Source organism: Micromonospora sp. IBHARD003 (assembly GCF_056106285.1).
Genome location: NZ_JBWBBX010000001.1, coordinates 1,490,955 through 1,516,414 on the forward strand (window position 1 = coordinate 1,490,955; position 25,460 = coordinate 1,516,414).

Annotated in this window: 24 protein-coding genes; 9 read left to right on the forward strand and 15 right to left on the reverse strand. The window is 70.6% G+C overall.

The annotated features are described in order from the left end of the window. Positions 1–61: 61 nt before the first annotated feature. Positions 62–730 (reverse strand): methionine ABC transporter permease, encoded by a 669-nt coding sequence (locus ACTWOL_RS06575; RefSeq protein WP_474295267.1) that lies wholly within the window; start codon positions 728–730, stop codon positions 62–64. After that, complete coding sequence (locus ACTWOL_RS06580) at positions 727–1,830, reverse strand: methionine ABC transporter ATP-binding protein (RefSeq protein ID WP_474295269.1); 1,104 nt, start codon at positions 1,828–1,830, stop codon at positions 727–729. The genes ACTWOL_RS06575 and ACTWOL_RS06580 overlap by 4 nt, the downstream gene beginning before the upstream one ends. Positions 1,831–2,392: 562 nt before the next feature. Between ACTWOL_RS06580 and ACTWOL_RS06585 the strand changes: the two genes are divergently transcribed. Both ACTWOL_RS06585 and ACTWOL_RS06590 read left to right on the forward strand, forming a co-directional pair. Continuing rightward, positions 2,393–2,752: a hypothetical protein gene (locus ACTWOL_RS06585; protein ID WP_474295271.1), complete on the forward strand. Its 360-nt coding sequence runs from the start codon at positions 2,393–2,395 to the stop codon at positions 2,750–2,752. A 2-nt stretch (positions 2,753–2,754) separates the two neighbouring features. Beyond that, positions 2,755–3,198, forward strand: coding sequence for a hypothetical protein (locus ACTWOL_RS06590; RefSeq protein WP_474295275.1), 444 nt, complete (start codon positions 2,755–2,757; stop codon positions 3,196–3,198). A gap of 39 nt (positions 3,199–3,237) precedes the next feature. Here ACTWOL_RS06590 and ACTWOL_RS06595 read toward each other — a convergent pair whose 3' ends face one another. The 3 genes from ACTWOL_RS06595 to ACTWOL_RS06605 all read right to left on the reverse strand — a co-directional run bounded on the left by ACTWOL_RS06595 (position 3,238) and on the right by ACTWOL_RS06605 (position 5,685). Then, a complete protein-coding gene (locus ACTWOL_RS06595) occupies positions 3,238–3,756 on the reverse strand; it encodes a GNAT family N-acetyltransferase (protein ID WP_474295278.1) in 519 nt (172 codons plus the stop codon). 30 nt (positions 3,757–3,786) lie between these two features. Further along, positions 3,787–4,374: a sigma-70 family RNA polymerase sigma factor gene (locus ACTWOL_RS06600; protein ID WP_474295281.1), complete on the reverse strand. Its 588-nt coding sequence runs from the start codon at positions 4,372–4,374 to the stop codon at positions 3,787–3,789. 135 nt (positions 4,375–4,509) lie between these two features. Next, on the reverse strand, positions 4,510–5,685 hold the full coding sequence (locus tag ACTWOL_RS06605) for a glycerophosphodiester phosphodiesterase (RefSeq protein WP_474295283.1): 1,176 nt from the start codon (positions 5,683–5,685) through the stop codon (positions 4,510–4,512). A gap of 275 nt (positions 5,686–5,960) precedes the next feature. Here ACTWOL_RS06605 and ACTWOL_RS06610 point away from each other — a divergent pair, with 275 nt between their 5' ends. After that, positions 5,961–6,650: a lysophospholipid acyltransferase family protein gene (locus tag ACTWOL_RS06610; protein ID WP_474295285.1), complete on the forward strand. Its 690-nt coding sequence runs from the start codon at positions 5,961–5,963 to the stop codon at positions 6,648–6,650. Between the two features lie 180 nt (positions 6,651–6,830). On the opposite strand, the gene ACTWOL_RS06615 is transcribed toward ACTWOL_RS06610, so the two are convergent. Further along, positions 6,831–8,378 carry an MFS transporter gene (locus tag ACTWOL_RS06615; RefSeq protein WP_474295287.1) on the reverse strand — a complete coding sequence of 516 codons (1,548 nt, stop codon included), beginning with the start codon at positions 8,376–8,378 and terminating at the stop codon, positions 6,831–6,833. Beyond that, positions 8,375–8,926, reverse strand: coding sequence for a TetR/AcrR family transcriptional regulator (locus tag ACTWOL_RS06620; RefSeq protein ID WP_474295290.1), 552 nt, complete (start codon positions 8,924–8,926; stop codon positions 8,375–8,377). Before ACTWOL_RS06620 ends, ACTWOL_RS06615 begins: the two co-directional genes overlap by 4 nt. An 84-nt stretch (positions 8,927–9,010) precedes the next feature. Between ACTWOL_RS06620 and ACTWOL_RS06625 the strand changes: the two genes are divergently transcribed. Then, positions 9,011–9,517 carry an HAD domain-containing protein gene (locus tag ACTWOL_RS06625; protein WP_474295292.1) on the forward strand — a complete coding sequence of 169 codons (507 nt, stop codon included), beginning with the start codon at positions 9,011–9,013 and terminating at the stop codon, positions 9,515–9,517. Positions 9,518–9,606: 89 nt separating this feature from the next. Here ACTWOL_RS06625 and ACTWOL_RS06630 read toward each other — a convergent pair whose 3' ends face one another. The 3 genes from ACTWOL_RS06630 to ACTWOL_RS06640 form a co-directional block, all read right to left on the reverse strand. Next, positions 9,607–11,826: an NADP-dependent isocitrate dehydrogenase gene (locus ACTWOL_RS06630; RefSeq protein WP_474295294.1), complete on the reverse strand. Its 2,220-nt coding sequence runs from the start codon at positions 11,824–11,826 to the stop codon at positions 9,607–9,609. Between the two features lie 185 nt (positions 11,827–12,011). Further along, complete coding sequence (gene argH, locus ACTWOL_RS06635) at positions 12,012–13,439, reverse strand: argininosuccinate lyase (protein WP_474295296.1); 1,428 nt, start codon at positions 13,437–13,439, stop codon at positions 12,012–12,014. Between the two features lie 93 nt (positions 13,440–13,532). Beyond that, positions 13,533–14,726 (reverse strand): argininosuccinate synthase, encoded by a 1,194-nt coding sequence (locus tag ACTWOL_RS06640; RefSeq protein ID WP_474295298.1) that lies wholly within the window; start codon positions 14,724–14,726, stop codon positions 13,533–13,535. Positions 14,727–14,843: 117 nt separating this feature from the next. Here ACTWOL_RS06640 and ACTWOL_RS06645 point away from each other — a divergent pair, with 117 nt between their 5' ends. From ACTWOL_RS06645 to ACTWOL_RS06665, 5 genes are all read left to right on the forward strand, one after another. Then, positions 14,844–16,379, forward strand: a complete 1,536-nt coding sequence (locus ACTWOL_RS06645) for a hypothetical protein (protein WP_474295300.1) — start codon at positions 14,844–14,846, stop codon at positions 16,377–16,379. 177 nt (positions 16,380–16,556) lie between these two features. Further along, positions 16,557–17,138 carry a pyridoxamine 5'-phosphate oxidase family protein gene (locus tag ACTWOL_RS06650; protein WP_474295301.1) on the forward strand — a complete coding sequence of 194 codons (582 nt, stop codon included), beginning with the start codon at positions 16,557–16,559 and terminating at the stop codon, positions 17,136–17,138. Between the two features lie 108 nt (positions 17,139–17,246). After that, entirely contained in the window at positions 17,247–18,614 is a 1,368-nt protein-coding gene (locus tag ACTWOL_RS06655; protein WP_474301101.1) for a ferredoxin reductase family protein, read from the forward strand. Positions 18,615–18,622: 8 nt separating this feature from the next. Next, on the forward strand, positions 18,623–19,519 hold the full coding sequence (locus ACTWOL_RS06660) for an FMN-binding protein (RefSeq protein ID WP_474295304.1): 897 nt from the start codon (positions 18,623–18,625) through the stop codon (positions 19,517–19,519). Beyond that, a complete protein-coding gene (locus ACTWOL_RS06665; protein WP_474295306.1) occupies positions 19,516–20,325 on the forward strand; it encodes an FAD:protein FMN transferase in 810 nt (269 codons plus the stop codon). Before ACTWOL_RS06660 ends, ACTWOL_RS06665 begins: the two co-directional genes overlap by 4 nt. Before the next feature lie 45 nt (positions 20,326–20,370). Here the strand turns inward: ACTWOL_RS06665 and ACTWOL_RS06670 are convergent, their stop codons facing one another. Genes ACTWOL_RS06670 through argC form a run of 5 tightly spaced genes read right to left on the reverse strand, consistent with a single transcriptional unit; the run spans position 20,371 to position 25,246 of the window. Then, entirely contained in the window at positions 20,371–20,934 is a 564-nt protein-coding gene (locus tag ACTWOL_RS06670; RefSeq protein WP_474295308.1) for an arginine repressor, read from the reverse strand. A gap of 7 nt (positions 20,935–20,941) precedes the next feature. After that, positions 20,942–22,144, reverse strand: a complete 1,203-nt coding sequence (locus tag ACTWOL_RS06675; protein WP_474295310.1) for an acetylornithine transaminase — start codon at positions 22,142–22,144, stop codon at positions 20,942–20,944. After that, positions 22,141–23,046, reverse strand: coding sequence for an acetylglutamate kinase (argB, locus tag ACTWOL_RS06680; protein WP_474295311.1), 906 nt, complete (start codon positions 23,044–23,046; stop codon positions 22,141–22,143). The genes ACTWOL_RS06675 and argB overlap by 4 nt, the downstream gene beginning before the upstream one ends. A 20-nt stretch (positions 23,047–23,066) precedes the next feature. Then, positions 23,067–24,221 carry a bifunctional glutamate N-acetyltransferase/amino-acid acetyltransferase ArgJ gene (gene argJ / locus ACTWOL_RS06685; RefSeq protein WP_474295313.1) on the reverse strand — a complete coding sequence of 385 codons (1,155 nt, stop codon included), beginning with the start codon at positions 24,219–24,221 and terminating at the stop codon, positions 23,067–23,069. Beyond that, positions 24,218–25,246 (reverse strand): N-acetyl-gamma-glutamyl-phosphate reductase, encoded by a 1,029-nt coding sequence (gene argC, locus ACTWOL_RS06690; protein ID WP_474295315.1) that lies wholly within the window; start codon positions 25,244–25,246, stop codon positions 24,218–24,220. Before argC ends, argJ begins: the two co-directional genes overlap by 4 nt. Positions 25,247–25,460: the final 214 nt, after the last annotated feature.

Sequence of the window (25,460 nt, forward strand, 5' to 3'; positions counted from 1 at the left end):
CTGACAACGCCCGGACAAGGAGTGCGGGCTTGCGGATGTGCCGGGTGAAGCGGAAGGACGCTCAGGCGGTGCGGCCCCGGCGGGCCAGCAGCCGTACGACTCCGTCGCCGATCAGCTGTGCGGCCGTGACGATGGCGATCAGGACGACGACGGTGATGAGCATGAACGAGGTCTCGAATCGCTGGAAGCCGTAGGTGACGGCCTTGGATCCGAGCCCTTCGCCGCCGACCGCGCCCGCCATCGCCGAATACCCGACGAGGACGATCACGGTGGTGGTGACGGCCGCGGCGATCGAGGGCAGTGCCTGCGGGAGCAGCACCTTCCGGACGATCGTCGGAATGGAGCCGCCCATGGACTGGACCGCTTCGACCAGTCCGTGGTCGACCTCGCGGATCGCCGTTTCGACGAGCCGCGCGAAGAAGGGGATGGCGCCGACGGCGAGCGGCACGATCATGGCCGTGGGGCCGATGAAGGTGCCGACGACCGCGGTGGTGAAGGGGATCAGCGCGATCAGCAGGATGATGAACGGCAGCGAGCGGCCGATGTTCACGATCACGCCGACGGCCTTGTTCACCGGGGTGTTCTGCAGCAGTCCGCCCCTGTCGGTGAGGACCAGCAGAATGCCGAGCGGGAGTCCGCCGACGACGGTCGCGACCGTGGACCACAACACCATGTAGAGGGTGTCGATGGTTCCCTGGGCCAGCAGCGGCTGCATCTCCGACCAGGTCACTTGGCGGTCTCCTTCACCAGTTCGGGCCGCGGCGCGGGGAGTTCGCCGGACCCGCCGCGCTCGTTCTCGGGTGCGTGCCCGCGCTCGTGCCCGTCCTCGTACTCGACGATCTCGACCTGCAGGCCCTGCTCGCGCAGGAAGCCGACCGGCACGACGTTGTCCTCGTAACGGCCCGGCAGTTCGATGCGCATCCGGCCGATCTGCTTGCCGCCGACGGTGTCCATGGCGGCGCCGAGGATCGAGATGTCGATGTTGTACGTGCGCGAGAGCTGGGAGATCACGGGCTGGGTGGCGGCGTCTCCCTGGAAGGTGACGTCGACGACCGTACGGTTCGGGCCCGTGGCGTCCCCGGTCACCGGGAACAGCTCCTGGGCGAGTTCCGACCCCGGTGTGGCGAGCAGCTCGGCGACCGTGCCGGACTCCACGATCCGGCCCTGCTTCATCAGGGCGGCCGAGTCGCAGACCGTCTTGACGACGTCCATCTCGTGCGTGATGAGCAGGACGGTCAGACCGAGCTCCCGGTTGAGGTCGCGCAGCAGCTGGAGGATGGAGCGGGTGGTCTCGGGGTCGAGGGCACTGGTGGCCTCGTCGGAGAGCAGCACCTTCGGGTTGCCGGCCAGGGCGCGGGCGATGCCGACGCGCTGCTTCTGCCCGCCGGAGAGCTGTCCCGGGTACGCCTTGGCCTTGTCGGCGAGGCCGACGAGGTCGAGCAGTTCGAGGGCGCGGCGGGAGCGCTCGGCGCCGGAGACACCGAGGATCTCCAGGGGAAGCTCGATGTTGTCCTTGACGCTGCGCGAGGACAGCAGGTTGAAGTGCTGGAAGACCATGCCGATGCGGCTGCGGGCCTGGCGCAGCTCCCTGCCGGCGCGGTTGCCGCGCCCGGCGAGAGCGGTGAGGTCCACGCCGTCGACCGTCACGGTTCCGGAGGTGGGCCGTTCCAGGAGGTTGACGCAGCGGATGAGGGACGACTTTCCGGCGCCGCTGCGGCCGATGACGCCGAAGACCTCGCCCTCGCGGACGTGGAGATCGACCCCGTCCAGGGCGGTGACGTCGCGGCCTCGCGACTGGTAGACCTTCGTGAGGCCCTTGGTGGTGATCACAGGGATTTCCGTCGTTGTCGAGTGGCACGGCGCAGGGGTGCGCCGGGCATGGGTGTGTCGCCTAGTGGACAGGCAGGCGCAGCACAGACGGCCAGGGGGACGGTGTGTGCGCGGGGCGGGCACGGTCCGGCGGTCCGGACGCCGTGCTCTGGCTGCTGTCGGGGTCTCGCTTCGGGGCGCGAGGCTCAGGCAGGGGCCCTCAGAAGGCGCACATTCGACACATACAGCGAGCACCGGGCGTCATGTTCGCCTCGGTCGCAAGGGTGCGGCTGCTCGTCGTGGTCATGCGGCCCAGTAAAGCAGACGAGCATCCGAGCCGATCTCCAGCGTCCGCATTTCGGGACGGAATCGTCCGGACTTCGGACGCACTGCCGCCGTCACGGTTGCCCGCGTCAGTCCATCGACCTGCATGGATACCGGGGAATCGGCCGTGACACCCGTGTCCCACCGCCACCGCCCCGAACGACTTCTGTGGTCAAGACCACGGTGGTGTGGACGGTGAGCGCCCCGCCCGCGGGGGCCGGGCGCATCGGGCCTTTCGGCCCGTAATACGCTCGGCTGCATGCTCGACGCCCTGACGGTCGCCGTCTCCGCGGCCGCCCTCGCCCTCGCCGCCTGGTGCGGTTACGCCGCCTACCGGGACCAGCCGACGAAGGACTGGCACTTCATCGGTATGGCGGTGGTGACGGTCCTGGCGCTGGCACAGCTGGTCACGGGCATCGTGCAGCTCGCGCGCGGCGAACGGGCCGACGAGGGCTCGGTGATCTTCATCTCGTATCTGATCGGCGCCTTCGCCGCGGTACCGGCCGCCGGCTTCCTGTCGCTGGCCGAGCGGACCCGCTGGGGCTCGGTGACGGTCGCGGCGGGCGCGGTGGTGCTCGCCGTGCTGGAAGTACGGCTCTACGACATCTGGAAGGCCTGAGCATGACCGAGTCCGCCGCGGGTACCGGCGACATCACCGAGGGAGGCGGGAAGGGTTCGCGGACACGGCTCGTCCGCGGCCCCGGGCTGCTGCTGGTCTGGCTGTACGGCGTGATGTCGGTGGGTGCGGTGTCGCGCTCCGTCTACCAGATCGCCACCGAGTACGAGCGCGCCCCGCTCGCCTACTCCCTGTCGGCCGTGGCCGCCGCGGTGTACGCGTTCATCACGTACACCCTGGTGCGCGGCGGTGAGACGGCGCGCAGGGCGGCACTCGTCTCCTGTGCCGCCGAGCTGGTGGGCGTCCTGACCGTGGGCACCTGGACGCTGGCGGAACCGGGCGCGTTCCCGGACGCCACGGTGTGGACCGACTACGGCATGGGCTATCTCTTCATCCCGGTCCTGCTCCCGGTCACCGGGATGCTGTGGCTGCGCACGTCCCGGCGCTGAGCCGGGACGTGCCCGTGTCACTTCAGGCGCGGGTCGGCTTCAGGCGCTGGCGGTGTAGTCCTGCGTGCTGTGCCCCGCACCGGCGCCCAGTGACCCGACCCTCTTCTCCAGGGTGATCACGGTCAGCCTCGGCCCGGCGGCCAGCTCCGACACGGGCGCGTAGCCGTGGCGCCGGTAGAGGCGCAGATTGCGGTCGCTGCGGTGCCCGGTGAAGAGCTGGAAGCGCTTGGCCGCGGAGGCTTCGGCGAAGTGCGCCTCGATGGCGTCCAGCAGCCGTCCGCCGAGGCCGTGGCGCTGCATTCGCGGGTGAACGATGAGCTTGGCGATACGGGCGGTACCGTCCTCGTCGATCTCGCCGCGTACGGACGCGATGACCTCGTCGCCGAGCCTGGCCACCAGTGCGTGTCCGCGGGCCAGTTCGGCCCTCAGGTCGTCGAGGGTCTGCGTGAGGGGTTCGATGGCGTAGTCGCCGTAGAGCTGCGCCTCGCTCTGGTAGCAGAGGTACTGCAGCTTGAGGATGTGTTCGGCGTCCTGCACCGTCGCCGCTGAGATGCTCACGCTCATGCCCATGTGTGGCGCGCCTCCCGCTCACCTGTCACCTGAATGTCTACCGCTCCTTTCCCGGAGTTCAGGAGCGGCAACCTCTGCCGCGAGCATTCTGCGCAGACATCCCAGGCAACGGGAACGCATGGGTCCCAGACTGCCTTGTGACATACCCAACTGTCCTGCGATTTCCCGGTATGTGGGGTCTGCCGGGGACAGCATGGCCGTCAGCAGCCGCGGACAGGATCCCGGGGTCCGGGCCACCGCGGCGCGCAGCGTCCGCCGCCGCTCGGCGACGAGGAGGGCCCGTTCGGGACAGGTGGCGGGGCCGGCCGCCGGCTCATGGGCCCAGGGCCGTTCACTCAGGGCCCGGTGGCGGGCCCTGCGCGCCTCGTCGCGTACGGCACCGCGTACCCAGGCCGCCGCGTCACGGGGCGGCCCTTCGGCGCCGAGTCGCTCCAGCAGACGTACCCACACGTCCTGTTCGAGGTCGGCGGAGTCCAGGGCGCCGTCCTGCGCCTCGGCGTCGGCCTCCGCGGCGACGAGCGGACGCAGCACCGTCACCAGCGCGCCCGCCCCGGCGGGTGGGCCGACCGGGGCGGGCACCGGCCGGGTCGGCTGGGGCGAGGGCACGGGTGAGGGTGCGGCGGGGCCGCCGGGCCGCTGCGGCTGTGGCGTCATGCAGGGCGTGACGTCACCGCGGCGGCCGCGGTTTCGGCCCCGTCCCGCTCTCACCCGACGGTATGACGGCCTCCGGTGTGCTGACGGTCAGCGGGCGAGGAAGTCCGCCCTGGCCAGCAGCCCGGTGTCCGCGTTGTCGGTGAAGATGCCGTCGATTCCCTGCTCGAAGTAGACCTTGAAGGCGCCGAACGCGTCGCCGTAGGCGTTCGGGTCGGTGCCGCGACGGAAGTCGGCGGGCAGGAAGGCGTTCTCGTTGCGCATCGTGTAGGGGTGCAGGATCAGACCCTTGGCGTGCGCGTCGCGGACCAGGGTGGTGGGCGTACCCAGCTTGCCGTCGGCGTCCTTCGGGATGATCAGGTCGACCGTCGGGCCTATGCCCTGGGCGAAGGAGGCGATCCACGTCAGGCCCTCCGGCTTCACCAGGTCCGCGACCGTCCGCGGGTCACCGGACTGGACGAAGTCCCAGGGGCGGGTGGCGGCGCCCGAGAGCAGCACGACGCGCGGCGACGCGACGAGGCGGGCGAGTCTCTGGATGCTGCCGGGCTCGAACGACTGGAGGAAGACGGGCGAGTCGGCGCGGTGGCGCCCGTAGCGGCGCAGCAGCTTGGCGAGCGGCTCCTCGAGTCCGAGGCCGATTCCCCGGAAGTACGTGGGGTGCTTGGTCTCCACGTGGAGCCACACCGGGTGTCCGCGCCTGCGGCCTTCCTTCTCGGCCCAGCGCAGGACCTCCTCGAAGGTGGGGATCTCCCAGCGGCCGTCGTAGAGGGTGTTCTCCTGGCGGACGGCGGGGATCCGCTCCTTGGCGCGCAGGGTCTTCAGCTCGGCGAGCGTGAAGTCCTCGGTGAACCAGCCGGTGATGCCGACGCCGTCGACGGACTTGGTCGTCCGGCGGGAGGCGAACTCGGGATGCGCGGCGACGTCCGTGGTGCCCGTGATGTCGTTCTCGTGGCGGCAGACCAGATGCCCGTCCTTGGTGGGCACGAGGTCCTGCTCGATGACGTGCGCGCCCATGTCGAGGGCCAGTTGGTACGAGCCGAGGGTGTGCTCCGGGCGGTAGCCGCTGGCACCTCGGTGGGCGATGACCGTCGGGACGGGGAGGTGCCGGTGGCCGTACGCGCCGCCGTCGCGCCCGGTGGCCGCGGCGGGAGTGGCGGCCACGGCGCTCGCCGCCGCGGACCCGGCGATGCCGAGAGCCGCCGATCCGGCCACCGCCGCTCCGAGAACGGTCCGGCGTCCGGGAGTGGTGCCCGCGCCCTGAGCCATGAGTGATCCTCCGTCGGGTTCGATGGTGACGAACATGGTGATGTGGGGTGGTACTCCGCACCCGGCACGCAGGGCCGGGGCGGCCCCCACGCTAGGTCGCCGGCGTTACGTACGGGAGACCCAGGGCAAACGCGTCCCAAACTCAGGTCAACACTGCGTATCTGGTCCGTGAACCCCGTGTGCGTCCGACCCCTGCCCGCGAGTATCGTCCTCACCTGCAGAGATTTCGTCGGCCACACGACCTTGGGCACACCAAGTGCCGTAGAGACCGCCCCATGACTTCGGAGGACCCGTTGTCCCGCTTGTCGCTCATCAAGGCAGTGCTCGGACCGTTCCTGCGCCTGATGTTCCGCCCCCGGGTGGAAGGCGTCCAGCACATCCCCGCGGACGGTCCCGTCATCCTCGCCGGCAATCACCTGACCTTCATCGACTCGATGGTGCTTCCCCTGGTGTGCGACCGGCCGGTCTTCTTCATCGGCAAGGACGAGTACGTCACCGGCAAGGGCCTGAAGGGCCGGCTCATGGCCTGGTTCTTCACCGGGGTCGGCATGGTCCCGGTGGACCGCGACGGCGCGAACGGCGGGGTCGCGGCGCTGATGACGGGCAGCCGGATCCTGGAGGAGGGCAAGGTCTTCGGCATCTACCCGGAGGGCACCCGCTCTCCCGACGGCCGCCTCTACCGGGGCCGTACGGGCATCGCCCGGCTGACCCTGATGACGGGCGCGCCGGTCGTGCCGTTCGCGATGATCGGCACGGACAAGCTGCAGCCGGGCGGCGCGGGGATGCCGCGCCCCGGCCGGGTGACGATCCGCTTCGGCGAGCCGATGGAGTTCTCCCGCTACGAGGGCATGGACCGTGACCGCTATGTGCTGCGGGCGGTGACGGACTCGGTGATGGCCGAGGTGATGCGGCTTTCCGGCCAGGAGTACGTGGACATGTACGCCACCAAGGCGAAGGCGGCCTGAGCGCCGCACCCGCCCCGCTTCCGGTCCCGCCGCGCACTGCGGTGTGACCGGACGTCCCGCCGCACGAAGCGGCGCGACACGACGCGAGACGCCCCCCGGCGCATCCGCCGGGGGGCCGTGTCGTATACGGCCCGTCGTATATGACCGGTCGTCTATGACCCGTCGTATGCGCCGGGGCCGTCAGTGCTCGACGTGGTCGGCGAGCTTCTGGCCGCGCAGCAGGAACCACGCGGCGACGGCGGTGGCCAGCAGGACCGCCGCGCCGATGCCCGAGGCGAGGCGCAGCCCCTCCGTGAACGCGTCCTGGGCGGCGCCGAGCAGCGCCGCGCCCTGCTCGTGCGGGAGCTTGGCCGCCGCCTCGACGGCGCCCCCGAGCGACTCGTGAGCCGCGGACGCCGCGCCCGAGGGCACTCCGGCAGGGACGGCGAAGCCGCTGTAGACGCCCGTCACGATCGAGCCGAGCAGCGCGATTCCGAGCGCCGCGCCGAGTTCGTACGCGGTCTCGGACACCGCGGACGCGGCACCCGCCTGCTCCTTCGGAACGGCCGAGAGAATGACGTCGGCCGTGACGGTGAAGGAGAAGCCGGCGCCGACACCGACCACGAGCAGGGCGGCGCCGAGGACCGGGTATCCGGTGGACTGGCCGATCACGGTCAGTGCGGCGAGTGCGGCACCCACCGCGGCGAGACCGCCGGCGACCACGGACCGTACGGAGAACCGCCGGGCGAACCTGCCGGCGATCAGACCGGTGACCACGGCGCCGATCGCGGCGGGGAGTTCCGCGAGTCCCGCCTCGAGCGGCTCCCGGCCCTGGACGAGCTGCAGGAACTGGGACAGGAAGAAGACCAGTCCGGACAGCCCCAGGATGGTCAGCAGATCGGCGAGCACCGCCGCGGAGAAGCCCCGGTGGCGGAACAGACGCATGTCCAGCAGCGGCGCGGGCAGAGTGAGCTGCCTGCGGACGAAGCCGTAGAGCGCGGCGGCACCGATGAGCAGCACGGCGGCCGAAGTGGGGCCCGGGCCCTCGCTCGCGACCTCCTTGACGGCGTACACGACACCGACGATGCCGACGAGGGACAGGGCGACGCTGATCAGGTCCCACGGCCCTGCGACCGGGTCCTTGGACTCCGGCAGCGTCCTGCTGCCGACGAGGACCAGCACGATCATCACCGGGACGTTGATGAGGAAGACCGAACCCCACCAGAAGTGCTCCAGCAGGAAGCCTCCGACGACGGGCCCCACGGCGGCACCGGCCGAGGCCATGGCGCCCCAGACGCCGATGGCGAGACTGCGCTCGCGCGGGTCGTGGAAGATGTTGCGGATAAGGGCGAGCGTGGCCGGCATGAGTGTGGCGCCGGCGACGCCCAGCAGCGCCCGGGCGAGGATCATCATCTCGGGCGTGGTGGCGTAGGCGTTGAGGACGGACAGCGCGCCGAAGGCGGTGGCGCCGGTCAGCAGCAGCTTCTTGCGGCCTATTCGGTCACCGAGGCTGCCCATGGAGACGAGCAGTCCGGCGATGACGAACGAGTAGACGTCGCCGATCCACAGGAGCTGGATGCCCGACGGCTGGAGGTCCTCGCTGAGGAAGGGTGTCGCGAGACCGAGCACGGTCGCGTCGACGGCGACCAGCAGCACGGCCAGCACAAGGACCGCCAGCGCGAGCCAACGCCCGGGGCGGTATACGGTGTTGTCCGTCCCGCTCGTGCGCTGGGCGGTACTGGTGGTCATTTCTCCACACTCCGTCGTGCTCCGCCGAGCAGCAGCTCGGCGATCATGAATTGAAAGTCGTTCTTGGCGACCCGGCCGTCCATGACGGCCCAGGCGCAGCTGCCGAGGAGCCCGTAGAGCGCCTCGGTGAGCCACGCGGCCGGGAGGTCGATCCGGAACGCGCCCTCCTCCTGGCCTCGCCGGAAGAGGGCGGATACGCGGGCGTCGAGCCTGGCCCAGCCTTCGTTGATCTCGTCACCCTCGAACAACTGGTTCTCGGTGACGAGGAAGGCGAGCAGCTCCGCTCCGGGCTCCATCTCGGCGATCAGCCGGCGCAGCCCCTCGACCGCGTCGCCCCGGTCGATCCCGGCACGGTCGAGCGCCGCCTCGCATTCCTGGATGCCCAGCGCTTCGAGTGCCTTGACCAGGGCGTCGCGCCCGGCGAAGTGCCGGTGCAGGGTGGCGCGCCCGATGCCCGCAGCGCGTGCGACCTCGTCCATCGTCGCGGTCGATTTGCGGGCGAGCAGCGCGGCGGCAGCGCGCAGCACCTGTTCACGGTCCATGGCCATGAGACAAGCGTACCCCAAATGAGACGTCATTGTCTCATTCAATATTTCAGTGCCTCACAGGGGACTGGAAAGGATCATGACGAGATGAAACCCCTGCTGCTGATCGACATCGACGGCCCGCTGAATCCCTACGGCGGCAAACCCGAGCGACGCCCTGAGGGCTATACGACACACCGGATGCGGCCGAACGGCTGGACCGGCCCGAAGCCGCTACGGGTGTGGCTCAATCACGGCCACGGCGCGGAGCTGCTCGCTCTCGCGCGCCGGTACGAGCTGGTGTGGGCGACGACCTGGAAGGACGAGGCGAACGAGTGGATAGGTCCGCATCTGGGGCTGCCCGAGCTGCCGTACATCGACTGGCCGGTGATGCACGGGGCCTCGCCGCGCGGCACGTTCTGGAAGACGCAGTACGTGCTCGACTACGCGGCCGGCCGGCCCTTCGCGTGGATCGACGACGAGATCACGCACCTGGACAGGGAGTTCGTCGAGCAGCGGTACCTCGCGGCCGCTCTGCTGCTGCACGTCGACCACCGGATCGGGCTGACCGGGCCGGACTTCGACGCGCTGGAGGCCTGGGCGCAGGCGCTGTAGCCCGCGGCAAACGGAACCGCCCCCGGCCGGGCGGGAAGCCGAGCCGGGGGCGGTACGAGTGGTGCGGAGAACGTCCGCAGCCGCAGGGATCAGACGAGGGCGGCGACGGCCTCGTTGAAGGTCGCCGACGGGCGCATGACGGCGGCGGCCTTGGCCGGGTCGGGCTGGTAGTAGCCGCCGATGTCGACCGGGGAGCCCTGGACCGCGATCAGCTCGTCGACGATCGCCGACTCCTTCTCGGCCAGCGTCTGGGCGAGCGGGGCGAACGCCTTGGCGAGCTCCGCGTCGTCCGTCTGCCTGGCCAGCTCCTGGGCCCAGTACATGGACAGGTAGAAGTGGCTGCCGCGGTTGTCGATGCCGCCGAGGCGGCGGCTCGGCGACTTGTCCTCGTTGAGGAAGGTGCCGGTGGCGCGGTCGAGCGTGTCGGCCAGCACCTGCGCGCGGGCGTTGCCGGTGGCCTTCGCGTACTGCTCGAAGGCGGGCACGAGCGCGAAGAACTCGCCCAGGCTGTCCCAGCGCAGGTAGTTCTCCTTGACCAGCTGCTGGACGTGCTTCGGCGCGGAGCCGCCGGCGCCGGTCTCGAAGAGACCGCCGCCCGCCATCAGCGGGACGACCGACAGCATCTTGGCGCTGGTGCCCAGCTCCAGGATCGGGAAGAGGTCGGTGAGGTAGTCGCGCAGCACGTTGCCGGTCACCGAGATGGTGTTCTCACCGCGGCGGATGCGCTCCACGGACAGCTTGGTCGCCTCGACCGGGGACAGGACACGGATGTCCAGGCCCTCGGTGTCGTGCTCCGGCAGGTACTGGTTGATCTTGGCGATCAGGTTGGCGTCGTGCGCGCGGGTCTCGTCCAGCCAGAACACGGCCGGGTCGCCGGTGGCGCGGGCACGGGTGACGGCCAGCTTCACCCAGTCCTTGATCGGGGCGTCCTTGGTCTGGCAGGCGCGGAAGATGTCGCCCGCGGAGACCGTCTGCTCGATGAGGGCGTTTCCGGCCTCGTCGACCAGGCGGACGGTACCGGTCACCGGGATCTCGAAGGTCTTGTCGTGGCTGCCGTACTCCTCGGCCTTCTGCGCCATCAGACCGACGTTCGGGACCGAACCCATGGTCGACGGGTCGTAGGCGCCGTTGGCGCGGCAGTCGTCGATCACGGCCTGGTAGACACCGGCATAGCTGCTGTCCGGGAGGACGGCGATGGTGTCGTGCTCCTGGCCGTCCGGGCCCCACATGTGGCCGGAGGTACGGATCATGGCCGGCATGGAGGCGTCGACGATCACGTCGGACGGCACGTGCAGGTTGGTGATGCCGCGGTCGGAGTCGACCATGGCCAGCTCCGGGCCCTCGGCGAGCTCGGCGTCGAAGGACGCCTTGATCTCGGCGCCCTCGGGCAGCGACTCCAGACCCTTGTAGATGCCGCCGAGACCGTCGTTCGGGGTGAGCCCCGCCGCGGCGAGCGCCTCGCCGTACTTCGCGAACGTCTTCGGGAAGAAGGCCCGCAGGACGTGACCGAAGACGATCGGGTCGGAGACCTTCATCATCGTGGCCTTGAGGTGCACGGAGAACAGCACGCCCTCGGCCTTGGCGCGGGCGATCTGCGCGGTGAGGAACTCGCGCAGCGCCGCCACCCGCATCACGGAGGCGTCGACGACCTCGCCCGCCTGTACCGGCACGGACTCGCGCAGCACCGTGGTGGAGCCGTCGTCGCCCTTGAGCTCGATACGCAGGGAGCCCGCCTCGGAGATCACCGCGGACTTCTCGGTGGACCGGAAGTCGTCCACACCCATGGTGGCGACGTTGGTCTTGGACTCCGCGGACCAGGCGCCCATGCGGTGCGGGTGCGCCTTGGCGTAGTTCTTGACCGACGCGGGGGCGCGGCGGTCGGAGTTGCCCTCGCGCAGGACCGGGTTGACGGCGCTGCCCTTGATCTTGTCGTAACGGGCGCGGATGTCGCGCTCCTCGTCCGACTTCGGGTCGTCCGGGTAGTCCGGCAGCGCGTAGCCCTGCTGCTGGAGCTCGGCGACCGCGGCCTTCAGCTGCGGGATCGAGGCCGAGATGTTCGGCAGCTTGATGATGTTCGCACTGGGCGTCTTTGCCAGCTCGCCGAGCTCGCCGAGCGCGTCGCCGATCCGCTGGTCCTCTTCGAGGCGCTCCGGGAACGCGGCGATGATCCGTCCGGCCAGGGAGATGTCACGGGTCTCCACAGCGACCCCGGCGGCCTGGGCGTACGCCTGGATCACCGGCAGGAACGAATACGTCGCGAGGGCCGGAGCCTCGTCAGTGTGCGTATAGATGATGGTCGAGTCAGTCACCGTGCGCTCCGCTCCACGTCTCCACGTCTGCAACATTGCTTGACATCAAGATATCTCGCGTCCGGCCGCTCTCCGACAGGGCCCTGCCCATGCGGCCGGAACGCGTCTTCTCGTGCCGGTGTCCTGCCGGTGTCCTGCCGACCATGTCCCGTCGGCGGCCCGGTCGACGCCGTCGGCCCCGCCGGCTACCGCTTGGCTGCGGCCCAGGCCTGCTGCACCGCGAGGTTCTCCCTGACCTCGGCGAGCTGGACCGCGACGGCCGACGGGGCGGTGCCGCCGCGTCCGTTCCGCGACGCGAGCGCACCGGGGACGTTCAGGACCGTGCGGACCTCGGGCGTCAGATGGGGTGAGATCGCGGCGAACTGGTCGTCGGTGAGCTGGTCGAGCTCGATGCCGTGCGCCTCGCACTCCTTGACGCACTCGCCGGCGACCTCGTGCGCGACCCGGAACGGCACGCCCTGCCTGACCAGCCACTCGGCGATGTCGGTGGCGAGCGAGAACCCGGCGGGGGCCAGCTCCTCCATCCGTTCCCTGTTGACGGTCAGCGTCGCCATCATCCCGGTGAAGGCGGGCAGCAGCACCTCGAGCTGGTCACAGGAGTCGAAGACGGGCTCCTTGTCCTCCTGGAGGTCGCGGTTGTACGCGAGCGGGAGGGCCTTGAGCGTGGCGAGCAGCCCGGTCAGATTGCCGATGAGTCGGCCGGACTTTCCACGTGCCAGCTCTGCGATGTCCGGATTCTTCTTCTGCGGCATGATCGACGAGCCGGTGGAGAAGGCGTCGTGCAGGGTCACGAAGGAGAATTCCTTCGTGTTCCAGATGATGATCTCCTCGGCGATCCGGGACAGGTTCACGCCGATCATCGCCGTGATGAAGGCGAATTCGGCGACGAAGTCGCGCGAGGCCGTGCCGTCGATCGAGTTGGCGGCCGAGCCGTGCTCGAAGCCCAGGTCCCGGGCGACCGCCTCGGGGTCGAGCCCGAGGGAGGACCCGGCGAGCGCGCCGGACCCGTACGGGGAGACGGCGGTGCGCTCGTCCCACTGCCGCAGCCTCTCGGCGTCCCGGGAGAGGGACTGGACATGGGCCAGGACATGGTGGGCGAAGAGCACGGGCTGGGCGTGCTGGAGATGGGTCCGGCCCGGCATGGCGACGTCCGGGTGGGCCTCGGCGAGGCCCACCAGCGCGTCCTGGAGGTCGGCGATCAGCCCGCCGATGATCCGGGCGTGATCGCGCAGATACATCCTGAAGAGCGTGGCGACCTGGTCGTTGCGGGACCGGCCCGCGCGCAGCTTGCCGCCGAGGTCGGGACCGAGCCGCTCCAGCAGACCGCGTTCCAGGGCGGTGTGGACGTCCTCGTCGGCGACGGTGCCGGTGAACTCGCCCGAGGCCACGTCCGCTTCGAGCAGGTCGAGCCCTGCGAGCATGCGCTCCAGTTCTCCGGCCGTGAGCAGACCCGCCTTGTGGAGTACGCGGGCGTGGGCGCGGGAGCCGGCGATGTCGTACGGCGCGAGCCGCCAGTCGAAGTGGACGGACGCGGACAGCTTCGCCAGCGCCTCTGCGGGACCGTCCGCGAAGCGGCCACCCCAGAGCCGGACGTCACCGTTGTTGCTGCTCACAGCTCTTGCTCCTCAAGACTTGCCAAGTTCTGGACATGCAGCCGCCTCCCTGCCGCGGACCGGCGGGGAGGCGGCTGTCGTACGCGTATCGAATCAGGCGAGGTCGCGCTTCGCCGCGATCTTCGACGACAGGCCGAAGATGTCGATGAAGCCCTGCGCCTTCGACTGGTCGAAGGTGTCGCCCGAGTCGTAGGTGGCGAGGTTGAAGTCGTACAGCGACTGCTCGGACTTCCGGCCGGTGACGACGGCACGGCCGCCGTGCAGGGTCATCCGGATGTCGCCGGTGACGTGCTGGTTGGCCTCGTTGATGAAACCGTCCAGAGCCCGCTTGAGCGGGGAGAACCAGAGGCCGTCGTAGACGAGCTCGCCCCAGCGCTGCTCGACCTGCCGCTTGTAGCGGGCGAGCTCACGCTCGACCGTGACGTTCTCCAGCTCCTGGTGGGCGGTGATCAGCGCGATCGCGCCCGGGGCCTCGTAGACCTCCCGGGACTTGATGCCCACCAGACGGTCCTCGACCATGTCGATCCGGCCGATGCCCTGGGCCCCCGCGCGCTCGTTGAGCTGCTGGATGGCCTGGAGGACGGTGACGGGCTTGCCGTCGATGGCGACCGGGACGCCCTCCTTGAAGGAGACGATCACCTCGTCGGGCTCACGCGGGGTGGCCGGGTTGGAGGTGTACTCGTAGATGTCCTCGATCGGCGCGTTCCAGATGTCCTCGAGGAAGCCGGTCTCGACGGCACGTCCGAAGACGTTCTGGTCGATGGAGTACGGCGACTTCTTGGTGGTCGCGATCGGGAGCTGCTTCTCCTCGCAGAAGGCGATCGCCTTGTCCCGGGTCATGGCGTAGTCACGGACCGGGGCGATGCACTTCAGGTCGGGCGCGAGGGAGGCGATGCCGGCCTCGAAGCGCACCTGGTCGTTGCCCTTGCCGGTGCAGCCGTGGGCCACGATCGAGGCGCCGTGCTTCTGCGCGGCGGCGACGAGGTGCTTGACGATGGTCGGCCGGGAGAGGGCGGAGACCAGCGGGTAGCGGTCCATGTAGAGGGCGTTGGCCTTGATCGCCGGGAGGCAGTACTCGTCGGCGAACTCGTCCTTGGCGTCCGCGACCTCGGCCTCGACGGCACCGCAGGCGAGCGCGCGCTTGCGGATGACGTCCAGGTCCTCGCCGCCCTGGCCGACGTCCACGGCAACGGCGATGACCTCGGCGCCCGTCTCCTCGGCGATCCAGCCGATGGCGACGGAGGTGTCCAGACCGCCCGAGTAGGCGAGTACGACGCGCTCGGTCACGGGTTTCTCCTTACAGTGCATGGCGTGATGGGTATAACTATGCAGACCTCTGTATGTTTTGTCAATGGCGCCGAATATTCGGCGGCGCTCCGAGTTGCCCACCCCTACGCTCTCGCCATGCGAAGTCTGCTGAAACGGCTGGTGGGCGGCGGTCGGGCGGTCCGGAGCCCGGCGGAGGAGACGGGGGACCACCTCCCCCGGACTCCTGGGGCACCGGCCCACGATGGTTCCGCCCCGGTCACCGAACCCCTGGACATCTCGTCGGCGGAGACCCTGGCCCAGACCTGGGACACCCTGGCCCGGAAGGTGACGTCGACGTCGGCCCCGGAGGCGTGGCTGGCCCTCGATGCCGAGATCCGGGCTTTCACCCTGTGGGCGGCCCGCCTCGCACGCCCGTCCGGCGCTCATGGTGAACCCCCTCTGGGCGTCAGGCTGTGCCACGGCGACGGCCGGGTCCGGGAGGCCGCGCTCAGCGAGGCCGCGTCCGAACCCGCGCTGCTGCCTCTCATCGTCATCCGCACCGCCGACTGGGCGGCTCCGGTTCGGGAGCGGGCCAGGGAGGCGCTCCGCGCGTTGCTCGCCGCGGTCGAGCCGGAGACCCTCCCGCCCGTCGCCGCCCTCGTCCTGCGCATCGGCCGCAGGGAGCGCGGCGACTACGCGCGTGACGTACTCGCCGATCTCGTTCGGACGACACCGCTCGAACACCTCGAACCGCTGCTCTCGAGCCGCGACCGCGCCGCGTGCCGCTTCGTGCACGCCGTCCTGATCGAGGAAGGCGCGTTCTCCCCGGGTGATCTCGCCCGTATCGCGATGACCGATCCGGACGTCGTCGTCCAGGATCTCTGCGCCGAGGCGGCCCTCGCCAAAGCGACGAAGACGCATGCCACGGACGTCGCGCAGGTGATCGACCGGCTGCTCACCGCCCGCCGGGGGAGGGTGCGCTCCGCCGGCGTCACGGCGCTGCGCCGCGCCGGGCGCCATGCCGAAGCGGAGCCGTATCTCACCGACGAGTCCGGGCTCGTACGCGCCTGCGCGCGCTATGTGCTGAGGCAGGGCGGCATCGAGCCGCTGCCGCTCTACCGGGCGCTGTGCTCCGACCCCGTCTCCCCGCACCTTCCGTCCTGGGCGCCGCTCGGACTGGCGGAGTGCGGCGAGCCCGCGGACGCCGCACTGCTGTGGCCGCTGATCACCCATCCCACCGGGGCCGTCCGAGCCGCCGCGATCGCCGGGCTGCGGGTCCTCGGCAAGACCGACTACCTGCGGCTGCGGCCGTTGCTCGACGATCCGTATCCGGCCGTCGTACGCGAGACGACGGAGGCCCTGCTGCCGTCGGCGGAACGCATCCCCACCGAGTGGCTGCTCGCCCTGCTCAAGTCCCGCCGGTCCATACCCTTGCGGCGGTCCGCGTCCCGCCTGCTGCGGGCCCAGGGCGGGATGGCACGGCTGCGCGGCGCCGTGGCTCTGCTTCGGGACCAGGAGCCCGGGCTGCGGCGGCGGGCCATCGCCGATGTGCGGCGGCAGGACTGGCCCTCCCTTCTGCTGTCCGGGGACGCGCAGCCGGCCGAGCTGGCGAAGCTTCTGCGCCGCTGTTCCCCGGCCCTCGACGACCACGAACTGCGCCTGCGCATGGCCGCCCTGGGCCTGGGGCGCTGACCGCCCCACGGCCGACGGCGGCCCGGGCGGGCGACTCGCCGGTCACGGTCGCTCCGCGCAGCGGGGGCCGTGTGCCCGGAGCCGGTCGCCCGCATGGGTGGCGGTCCTGGCCCGCCGAGGCGCACGGCCTGGTGGGAGAGGCCCACGAACGCGGCGGCTACACGCGACAATCAGGCCATGGGACAGACGTATGAGCGCATAGAAGGCCGTATCCGCACGTTCATCGAAGAGCAGCCCGTCTTCTTCACGGCCACCGCGCCCCTCGCGGGCGACGGCCACATCAACCTCTCCCCCAAGGGCCGCAAGGGCACCCTCGTCGTCGTCGACGAACTGACCGTCGCCTACCTGGACTTCGGCGGCAGCGGCGCCGAGACCATCGCCCATGTCCGGGAGAACGGGCGCATCACCCTGATGTGGTGCGCGTTCAGCGGACCCCCAAAGGTGCTGCGGGTACACGGACAGGGGGAGGCGGTCTTCCGTGACGATCCGCGCTGGGCCGGGCTGGTCACGCTCTTCGAGGAGGCCGACGGCGCGGGTGCCCGCGCGATCATCGTCGTGCGCGCCCGGCGGATCGCCGACGCCTGCGGCTTCGCCGTCCCCTTCATGGACTACCGCGAGGAGCGCACCCAGCACGCGGAGCACCTCGCGCGCAAGACGGACGAGGAGTTCGCGGCGTACTGCGAGAAGAAGCCGCACGTCGGCGTCAGTCTCGACGGACTCCCCGCGCTGCCGCTGCCTCTCCCGGCCCGCACCAGCTGAGCTCCGCCGGGTTTCCCGTTCTGCCGTCCGTCGCGATTGAACTCCAGGCTGCCCCGCTCCGTATTCACGTGAGCGATACGGAGGAGCCGAGGAGCAGCCGTGGCGACGATGATTCAGAGCGGTCGGGCAGCACGACGCCAGACCATGCGCGCGATCCGGCCGCGCCGCAATCCCGCAGCGATGCTGCTGGGACTGGCGTGGGCGGGAGCGACAGCCGTTCTGTGGCTGTGGTGGGACAACACCACGGTCGTGCGAATGGACACCGCCCAGTGGCTGATCGGAGCCGGGCGGATCACGGGCCTGCTCGGCGGCTACATGATCGCGCTCGTGGTGCTGCAGATGGCGCGGGTGCCGGCGCTGGAGCGACGCGTCGGTTCCGACCGGGCGACCCGATGGCACGCGATGAGCGGACGGTACGCGATCAGCCTGATCGTCGCCCATGTCGTCCTGACCGTCTGGGGTTACGCGGTCCAGGCCCGCACCGGCTTCGTCGAACAGACCGTCACGGTCGTCGTCGACTTCCCGGAAATGATCAACGCGGCCATCGGCACCGGGCTCTTCCTGCTGATCGGCTTCGTATCGGCCGGCATGGTGCGCCGCCGCATCAGCTACGAGGCCTGGTACTACCTGCATCTGCTCACCTATGCCGCGGTCTATCTGACGTTCTGGCACCAGCTGGCCACCGGTGCCGAGTTCGTGGCCAGCCCGACCGCCCGCACCGTCTGGTACGTGATGTACGGGGCCGTCGGGGCACTGCTGCTCTGGTACCGGGTGCTGGCCCCCATCCGGCTCAACCTCTGGCACCGCATGGAGGTGGAGGCGGTCGTGGAGGAAGCACCCGGAGTGGTGTCCGTACTGATCACCGGGCGACGCCTGCACCGGCTCGGTGCGGAGGCGGGTCACTTCTTCCGCTGGCGGTTCCTCGCCAGGGGCCTGCGCTGGAGCGCCAACCCCTACTCGCTCTCCGCCCCTCCCCGGCCGGATCTGCTGCGCATCACCGTCAAGGCGGCCGGCAACCACAGCACGGCCCTGTCCCGGCTGGAGCCCGGCACCCGGGTCTGGGCGGAGGGCCCGTACGGCGCCATGACCGCCTCCAGGCGCAGCCGGAACAAGGTGCTGCTGATCGCCGGTGGCGCCGGAATCACCCCGCTCCGGGCCCTGTTCGAGACGCTGCCCGGCGGCCCCGGTGATCTGACCCTGCTCTACCGCGCCGGCAGCACCGGGGACCTGGCGCTGTGGAGCGAGCTGCGGGAGATCGCCGAGGTACGGGGCGCCAAGCTGATGTACGCCGTCAACGGGCCTGACGGGGCGAGGCCCGAGATCACCACCGAACGGCTCAAGGAAGTCCTGCCGGACATCGACGAGCACGACGTCTATCTCTGCGGGCCGCCCGGGCTCGCAGAGGAGTCGTACAACGCACTGCGCGCGGCGGGCGTGCCGTCCCGCCGCATCCATCACGAGTCCTTCGAGATGTGAGGCCCTCCGTGAAGAGGAAGCATCCCCTGCGCCGGATCATGATCGCCGTCGCCGGCACCACCTCGGCGGTGGTGCTCCTGCTCGCCATGAAGCAGCCGGGCGCACCGCTGGCGGGCGCGTCGTCACAAGTCGGCGGTGCGGTGCCGCCCGCCGCGTCGGCGTCCGCCGGCGGTGGAACCGAGCCCGCGGGCGGGCAGACGGTGCTCGGTGAGGAAGCCCAGACCCAGTACGGACCGGTGCAGGTCCGGCTGACCATGGGCGGCGGGCGGATCACCAAGGCCGAAGCCGTGAAGACCCCCGACACCGACCCCAACAGCCGCAAGATCGCCGCCGGCGCCGTCCCCCAGCTCAACAAAGCCGCCATCACTGCCCAGAGCGCACAGATCGACACCGTCTCAGGTGCCACGTACACCAGCCAGGGCTACATCAAGTCGCTGCAGAGCGCGATCGACAAAGCCGGCGCCGCAGGGGCCGCGGGTGCGGCGCAGGGGCAGGGTGCGGGTGACGCCTCCGGCACGGGCGGAGCGGCGGCCGGCGCGGATCCGGGCACCGGGGAGGAAACCGGCAACGGTGCAGGGGGCGGATCGGGATCCGGTACGGATCCGGGGGCGGGCGCGGACGCCGCCGCACCCACGACCGTGCTCGGCAAAGAGGCGCAGACCCAGTACGGACCGGTGCAGGTCCGGCTCACCGTGAGCGGCGGGCGGATCACCAAGGCCGAGGCCGTCAAGGCCCCCGACACCGACGCCAACAGCCGCAAGATCGCCGACAATGCCGTCCCCCAGCTCAACAAAGCCGCCATCACGGCCCAGAGCGCACAGATCGACACCGTCTCGGGCGCCTCGTACACCAGCCGGGGCTACATCGAGTCACTGCAGAGCGCGATCGACGAGGCCGGCCTGTGACGGCGGGCCAGGGACGGCTGCGCCATGTCGAGCATGTGATGGGCACGGTGTTCTCGTTCGACGTCCGCACCTTCGGCGGAGCAGACGGCGAGGACGGTGACGCGCGGGTACGGGCCGGACTCGCGGGGGCCGTGGCGGGCCTGCACCAGGTCGACGAGGTCTTCTCGACCTTTCGCGCAAACAGCCAGATCAGCAGGCTCGCCCGGGGTGAGATCGCCCTGGAGGACTGCACCGCGGATGTGATCGAGGTGCTGCGGCACTGCGACGCCGAGGAACTCCTCAGCGACGGCTACTTCACGGCACGCTATGCCGACAGGCTCGACCCCACGGGACTGGTCAAGGGATGGGCGGTGGAACGCGCGGTGCGCATGCTCGCCTCGTCGGGTGCCGCGGCGGTCTGTCTCAACGGCGGCGGGGACATCCAGCTCCACGGCGGTCCTTGGCGGGTCGGGATCTCCGATCCGCTGGGGCCCGGCGGGCTGGTCGCCGTGGTCGAGGCCCACCGCACCCTCGCGGTCGCCACATCGGGCCCGGCCGAACGCGGCTGCCACATCGTCGATCCGCACACCGGCGAACCTCCCGTCGACGGCCTGGCGTCCCTGACCGTGGTGTGCCCCGGTCTCACCCAGGCCGATGCCCGGGCGACGGCGGCGTACGCCATGGGCGGGCGGGCCCGCGACTGGCTCGAGGCGCTCCCCGACACGGAGGGCTTCGCCGTCACCGCGGACGGCGGCATCTGGCAGACCAGTGGATTCGCCCGCCATCTGGCGACGGCTCCGCTCCGCCCGGACGGCAAGGCCGCCTGACACTCCGGCCGGGGTGAGTGCCGGGCCGGCACTCACCCCGGAACCTCAGCGCTCCTTCTGCGCCAGCCGCAGCAGATGGTCGGCCAGTGCCTGACCGCCGACCGGATCGCGCGAGATGAGGAGCAGCGTGTCGTCGCCGGCGATCGTGCCGAGGATCGCGTGCAGTTCGGCCTGGTCGATGGCCGAGGCGAGAAACTGGGCCGCGCCCGGCGGCGTACGCAGCACCACCAGGTTGGCCGATGCCTCCGCGGAGATCAGCAGCTCCCCCGACAGGCGCCGCATCCGCTCCTCCTTGGCGGACTCCCCCAACGGCGCCTGCGGGGTACGGAATCCGCCCTCGCTCGGCACCGCGTAGATCAGTTCGCCTCCGGTGTTGCGGATCTTCACCGCGCCGAGCTCGTCGAGGTCACGCGACAGGGTGGCCTGGGTGACACTGAGCCCGTCGTCGGCGAGGAGCTTCGCCAGCTGGCTCTGCGAGCGCACCGGCTGCCGGTTGAGGATGTCCACGATCCGGCGGTGGCGGGCCGTGCGGGTCTGCGGCACGGCGGGCCCTCCCCCGGACTCCGTCTGGGGGGAATCCCACTCCTCGGTCTGCTGCGCCTCGGTCATCGTCGTCTCATTCTCCGGATCGTCCGTCCCCGTGCCGTGCTTCGTCGAGGATGCCGGGGAGCGCCCGGAGGAACGCGTCCACCTCCGCGTCGCCGATGATCAGCGGCGGCATGATCCTTACGACATCGGGGGCGGGCGCGTTGACCAGGAGGCCGGCACTCTGAGCCGCCTGCTGCACGTGGGACGCGAGCGGCTCGTTGAGCACGATACCCAGCAGCAGGCCCGCGCCGCGGACATGCGAGACCAGGGGGTGGCCCGACGACTCGATTCCGTCCCTGAGACGCTCCCCGGTGCGCTTCACCTCGTCGAGCCTCCCGTCGAGGGTCCTGAGGACGGCGAGTCCGGCCGCGCAGGCGACCGGGTTGCCGCCGAAGGTCGTGCCGTGGTGCCCGGGCCTGAAGAGGTCGGCGGCCTCGCCGAAGGCGACGACGGCGCCCAGCGGCAGGCCGCCTCCGAGGCCCTTGGCGAGGGTGACGATGTCCGGCTCGATGCCGTGCGCCTTGTGGGCGAACCAGTGCCCGGTCCGCCCGACCCCGGTCTGCACCTCGTCGAGGACGAGCAGGGTGCCGGTGGCCCGGGTGATCTCGCGCGCGGCCTCGAGGTAGTCGGCGGGCGGGACCACCACACCGTTCTCGCCCTGGATCGGCTCGATGACCACCAGGGCGGTCTCGTCCGTGACGGCCGCCCGCAACGCGTCGGCGTCACCGTAGGGGACGTGGGTGACGTCGCCGGGCAGCGGAAGGAACGGCTGCTGCTTCGCGGGCTGGCCGGTGAGTGCCAGGGCCCCCATGGTGCGGCCGTGGAAGCCGCCTTCCGTGGCGACCATGTGCGTGCGCCCGGTGAGCCGCCCGAGCTTGAACGCGGCCTCGTTCGCCTCGGCCCCCGAGTTGCAGAACAGGACACGGCCGGGGCGGCCGAAGAGATGGAGCAGCCGCTCGGCGAGCGCGATGGGCGGCTCGGCCGCGTACAGGTTGGAGACATGGCCGAGGGAGGCGATCTGGCGGGAGACGGCCTCGACGATCGCGGGGTGGGCATGGCCGAGTGCGTTGACCGCGATACCGCCGACGAAATCGAGGTACTCGGTGCCGTCGGCGTCCCAGACCCGTGCCCCCTCGCCGCGGACCAGAGACAGCTGCGGGGTGCCGTAGTTGTCCATCATGGCGCTCTGCCAGCGCTGCGAAAGCCCCTGCCGGGACTTGGCGTCGGTCATACGGCTGCCCCTTCGGCTCCGTCGGGCACGACCATCGTGCCGATGCCCTCGTCGGTGAAGATCTCCAGCAGGATCGAGTGCTGTACCCGGCCGTCGATCACGCGCGCGGTGTTGACGCCGTGGCGCACGGCGTACAGGCAGCCCTCCATCTTGGGGACCATGCCGCTGGACAGCTCCGGCAGGAGCTTCTCCAGCTCGCTCGCGGTGATACGGCTGATCACCTCGTCGCTGTTCGGCCAGTCCTCGTAGAGCCCTTCGACGTCGGTGAGGACCATCAGGGTCTCGGCGCCGAGGGCGGCGGCGAGTGCGGCCGCCACGGTGTCGGCGTTGACGTTGTAGACGTGGCCGTCGTCCGCGGAGCGTGCGATGGAGGAGACGACGGGGATGCGGCCGTCCTCCAGCAGCGCGTCGATCGCACCGGTGTCGATCGCGGTGATCTCGCCTACCCGGCCGATGTCGACGAGTTCGCCGTCGATGCTGGGCCGGTGCTTGGTGGCGGTGATGGTGTGGGCGTCCTCGCCGGTGAGGCCGACGCCGAGGGGGCCGTGCTCGTTGAGGAGCCCCACCAGTTCACGCTGGACATGGCCCGCCAGCACCATGCGTACGACGTCCATCGCCTCGGGCGTCGTCACCCGCAGCCCGGCCTTGAACTCGCTGACCAGCCCGTGCTTGTCGAGCTGTGCGCTGATCTGCGGCCCGCCGCCGTGCACCACGACGGGCTTGATACCGGCGTGCCGCAGGAAGACCACGTCCTGGGCGAAGGCCGACTTGAGCTCCGCGTCGACCATGGCGTTCCCGCCGAACTTGATGACTACCGTCTTGCCGTGGTGCCGGGTGAGCCACGGCAGCGCCTCGATCAAGGTCTGCGCCTTGGGAAGTGCGGTGTGCTTGCGAGTGCTCATCGTTCCCTTGTCCCTGGTCGTCAGGATGAGTAGGCGCTGTTCTCGTGGACGTAGTCGGCGGTGAGGTCGTTGGCCCAGATGACGGCCGACTCGGCGCCGGCCGCCAGGTCCGCGGTGATCCGCACCTCGCGGTAGCGCATGTCGACCAGGTCGCGGTCCTCGCCGACGGAACCGTTCCTGCACACCCAGACGCCGTTGATGGCGACGTTCAGCCGGTCGGGCTCGAACGCGGCCCCGGTGGTTCCGATCGCGGACAGCACCCGGCCCCAGTTGGGGTCCTCGCCGTGGATCGCGCACTTGAGGAGGTTGTTGCGAGCGATCGAGCGGCCCACCTCGACGGCGTCGTCCTCGCTCGCGGCATTGATCACCTCGATACGGATGTCCTTGGACGCGCCTTCGGCGTCGCCGATGAGCTGGCGGGCGAGGTCGTCGCAGACGGACCGTACGGCCCCGGCGAAGTCCGCGTACTCGGGGGCGATGCCCGAGGCGCCGGAGGCCAGCAGCAGCACGGTGTCGTTGGTGGACATACAGCCGTCGGAGTCGACCCGGTCGAAGGTGAGGCGGGTGGCGTCGCGCAGCGCGCGGTCCAGGACGTCGCTGCCGAGGTCGGCGTCGGTGGTGAGCACGACGAGCATGGTGGCGAGGCCCGGGGCGAGCATGCCGGCGCCCTTCGCCATGCCTCCGACGGTCCAGCCCCCGGCTTCGTACACGGCGGTCTTGTGCACGGTGTCCGTGGTCTTGATGGCTGTCGCGGCCTTCTCGCCGCCGTGCGGGCTGAGTTCGGCCGCGGCCTTCTCGATACCCGGGAGCAGCTTGTCCATGGGCAGCAGGACGCCGATCAGTCCGGTGGACGCGACGGCGATCTCGCCCGCGCTGTGGCCCTCGAGGACCTCGGCGGCCTTCTCGGCGGTGGCGTGGGTGTCCTGGAAGCCCTTGGGGCCGGTGCAGGCGTTCGCTCCGCCGGAGTTGAGGACGACCGCGGAGACCTCGCCGCCCCTGAGCACCTGCTCGGACCACAGGACGGGCGCGGCCTTGACCCGGTTGGAGGTGAAGACCCCGGCGGCGGTGTGGCGCGGTCCGTTGTTGACCACGAGGGCGAGGTCGGGCTTGCCGTTCTCCTTGATTCCGGCGGCGATGCCCGCGGCGGTGAATCCCTTTGCTGCCGTCACCGTCATGGCGCGACTCCGATCGTGGAAAGTCCCGTGGTCTGGTCGAGACCCAGGGCGATGTTCATGCTCTGGACCGCGCCGCCCGCCGTGCCCTTGGTGAGGTTGTCGAGGGCGCTGATCGCGATGATGCGGCCGGCGGCCGCGTCGTGGGCGACCTGGATCTGAACGGCGTTGGAACCGTAGACGGACGCCGTGGCGGGCCACTGTCCCTCGGGCAACAGACGGACGAACGGCTCGTCCGCGAAGGCCTTCTCGTAGGCGGCCCGGACGGTCTCGGCCGTGGCGCCGGGGACGGCCTTCGCGCTGCAGGTGGCGAGGATGCCACGGGGCATGGGCGCGAGGGTGGGCGTGAAGGACACCGTGACGGTCTCTCCGGCCACCGCGCTGAGGTTCTGGATCATCTCCGGTGTGTGCCGGTGTCCGCCGCCGACGCCGTACGGGCTCATGGAGCCCATGACCTCGGAACCGAGCAGATGCGGCTTGAGGGCCTTGCCCGCTCCGGAGGTGCCGCTGGCGGCGGTGATCACGGCCTCGGGCTCGGCGATACCTGCCGCGTACGCGGGGAAGAGCGCGAGCGAGACCGCGGTGGGGTAGCAGCCGGGGACCGCGATGCGCTTGGACCCCTCCAGCGCGGCGCGGGCACCGGGCAGTTCGGGGAGTCCGTAGGGCCAGGTCCCGGCGTGCGCGGAGCCGTAGAACCGCTCCCAGTCGGCGGGGTCCTTCAGCCGGAAGTCGGCACCCATGTCGACGACGAGCACATCGTCGCCGAGCTGTTCGGCGACGGCGGCGGACTGGCCGTGCGGCAGTGCGAGGAAGACGACGTCGTGTCCGGCGAGCGCCTCGGCCGTGGTCGGCGCGAGGACGCGGTCGGCCAGGGGCAGCAGATGCGGCTGGACGGAGCCGAGCTTCTGCCCGGCGTGGGAATGGCCGGTCAGGGTGCCGATCTCGACCCCGGGGTGGGCGAGGAGCAGCCGGAGCAGCTCTCCGCCCGCGTATCCGCTCGCACCTGCGACTGCTGTTCGTACCACCATCGACATCCTCCACCTCGACGGAGCATGACTATACGTAGAGGCACAGATTTATGCAACGCTGCTGTCTTGCGGTCGGCTCCGAAGAACGGTCTTCCCGTCGCCGGTCGGGTGGTGCTGCCGTGGGTGTGTGGGCGAGGCGGCGAGCGCGAAGATCCCGCGTCGGATTCACGTCACCTGAACCAGCTTGTCACGGCACACGACGAGGATGCCGGGC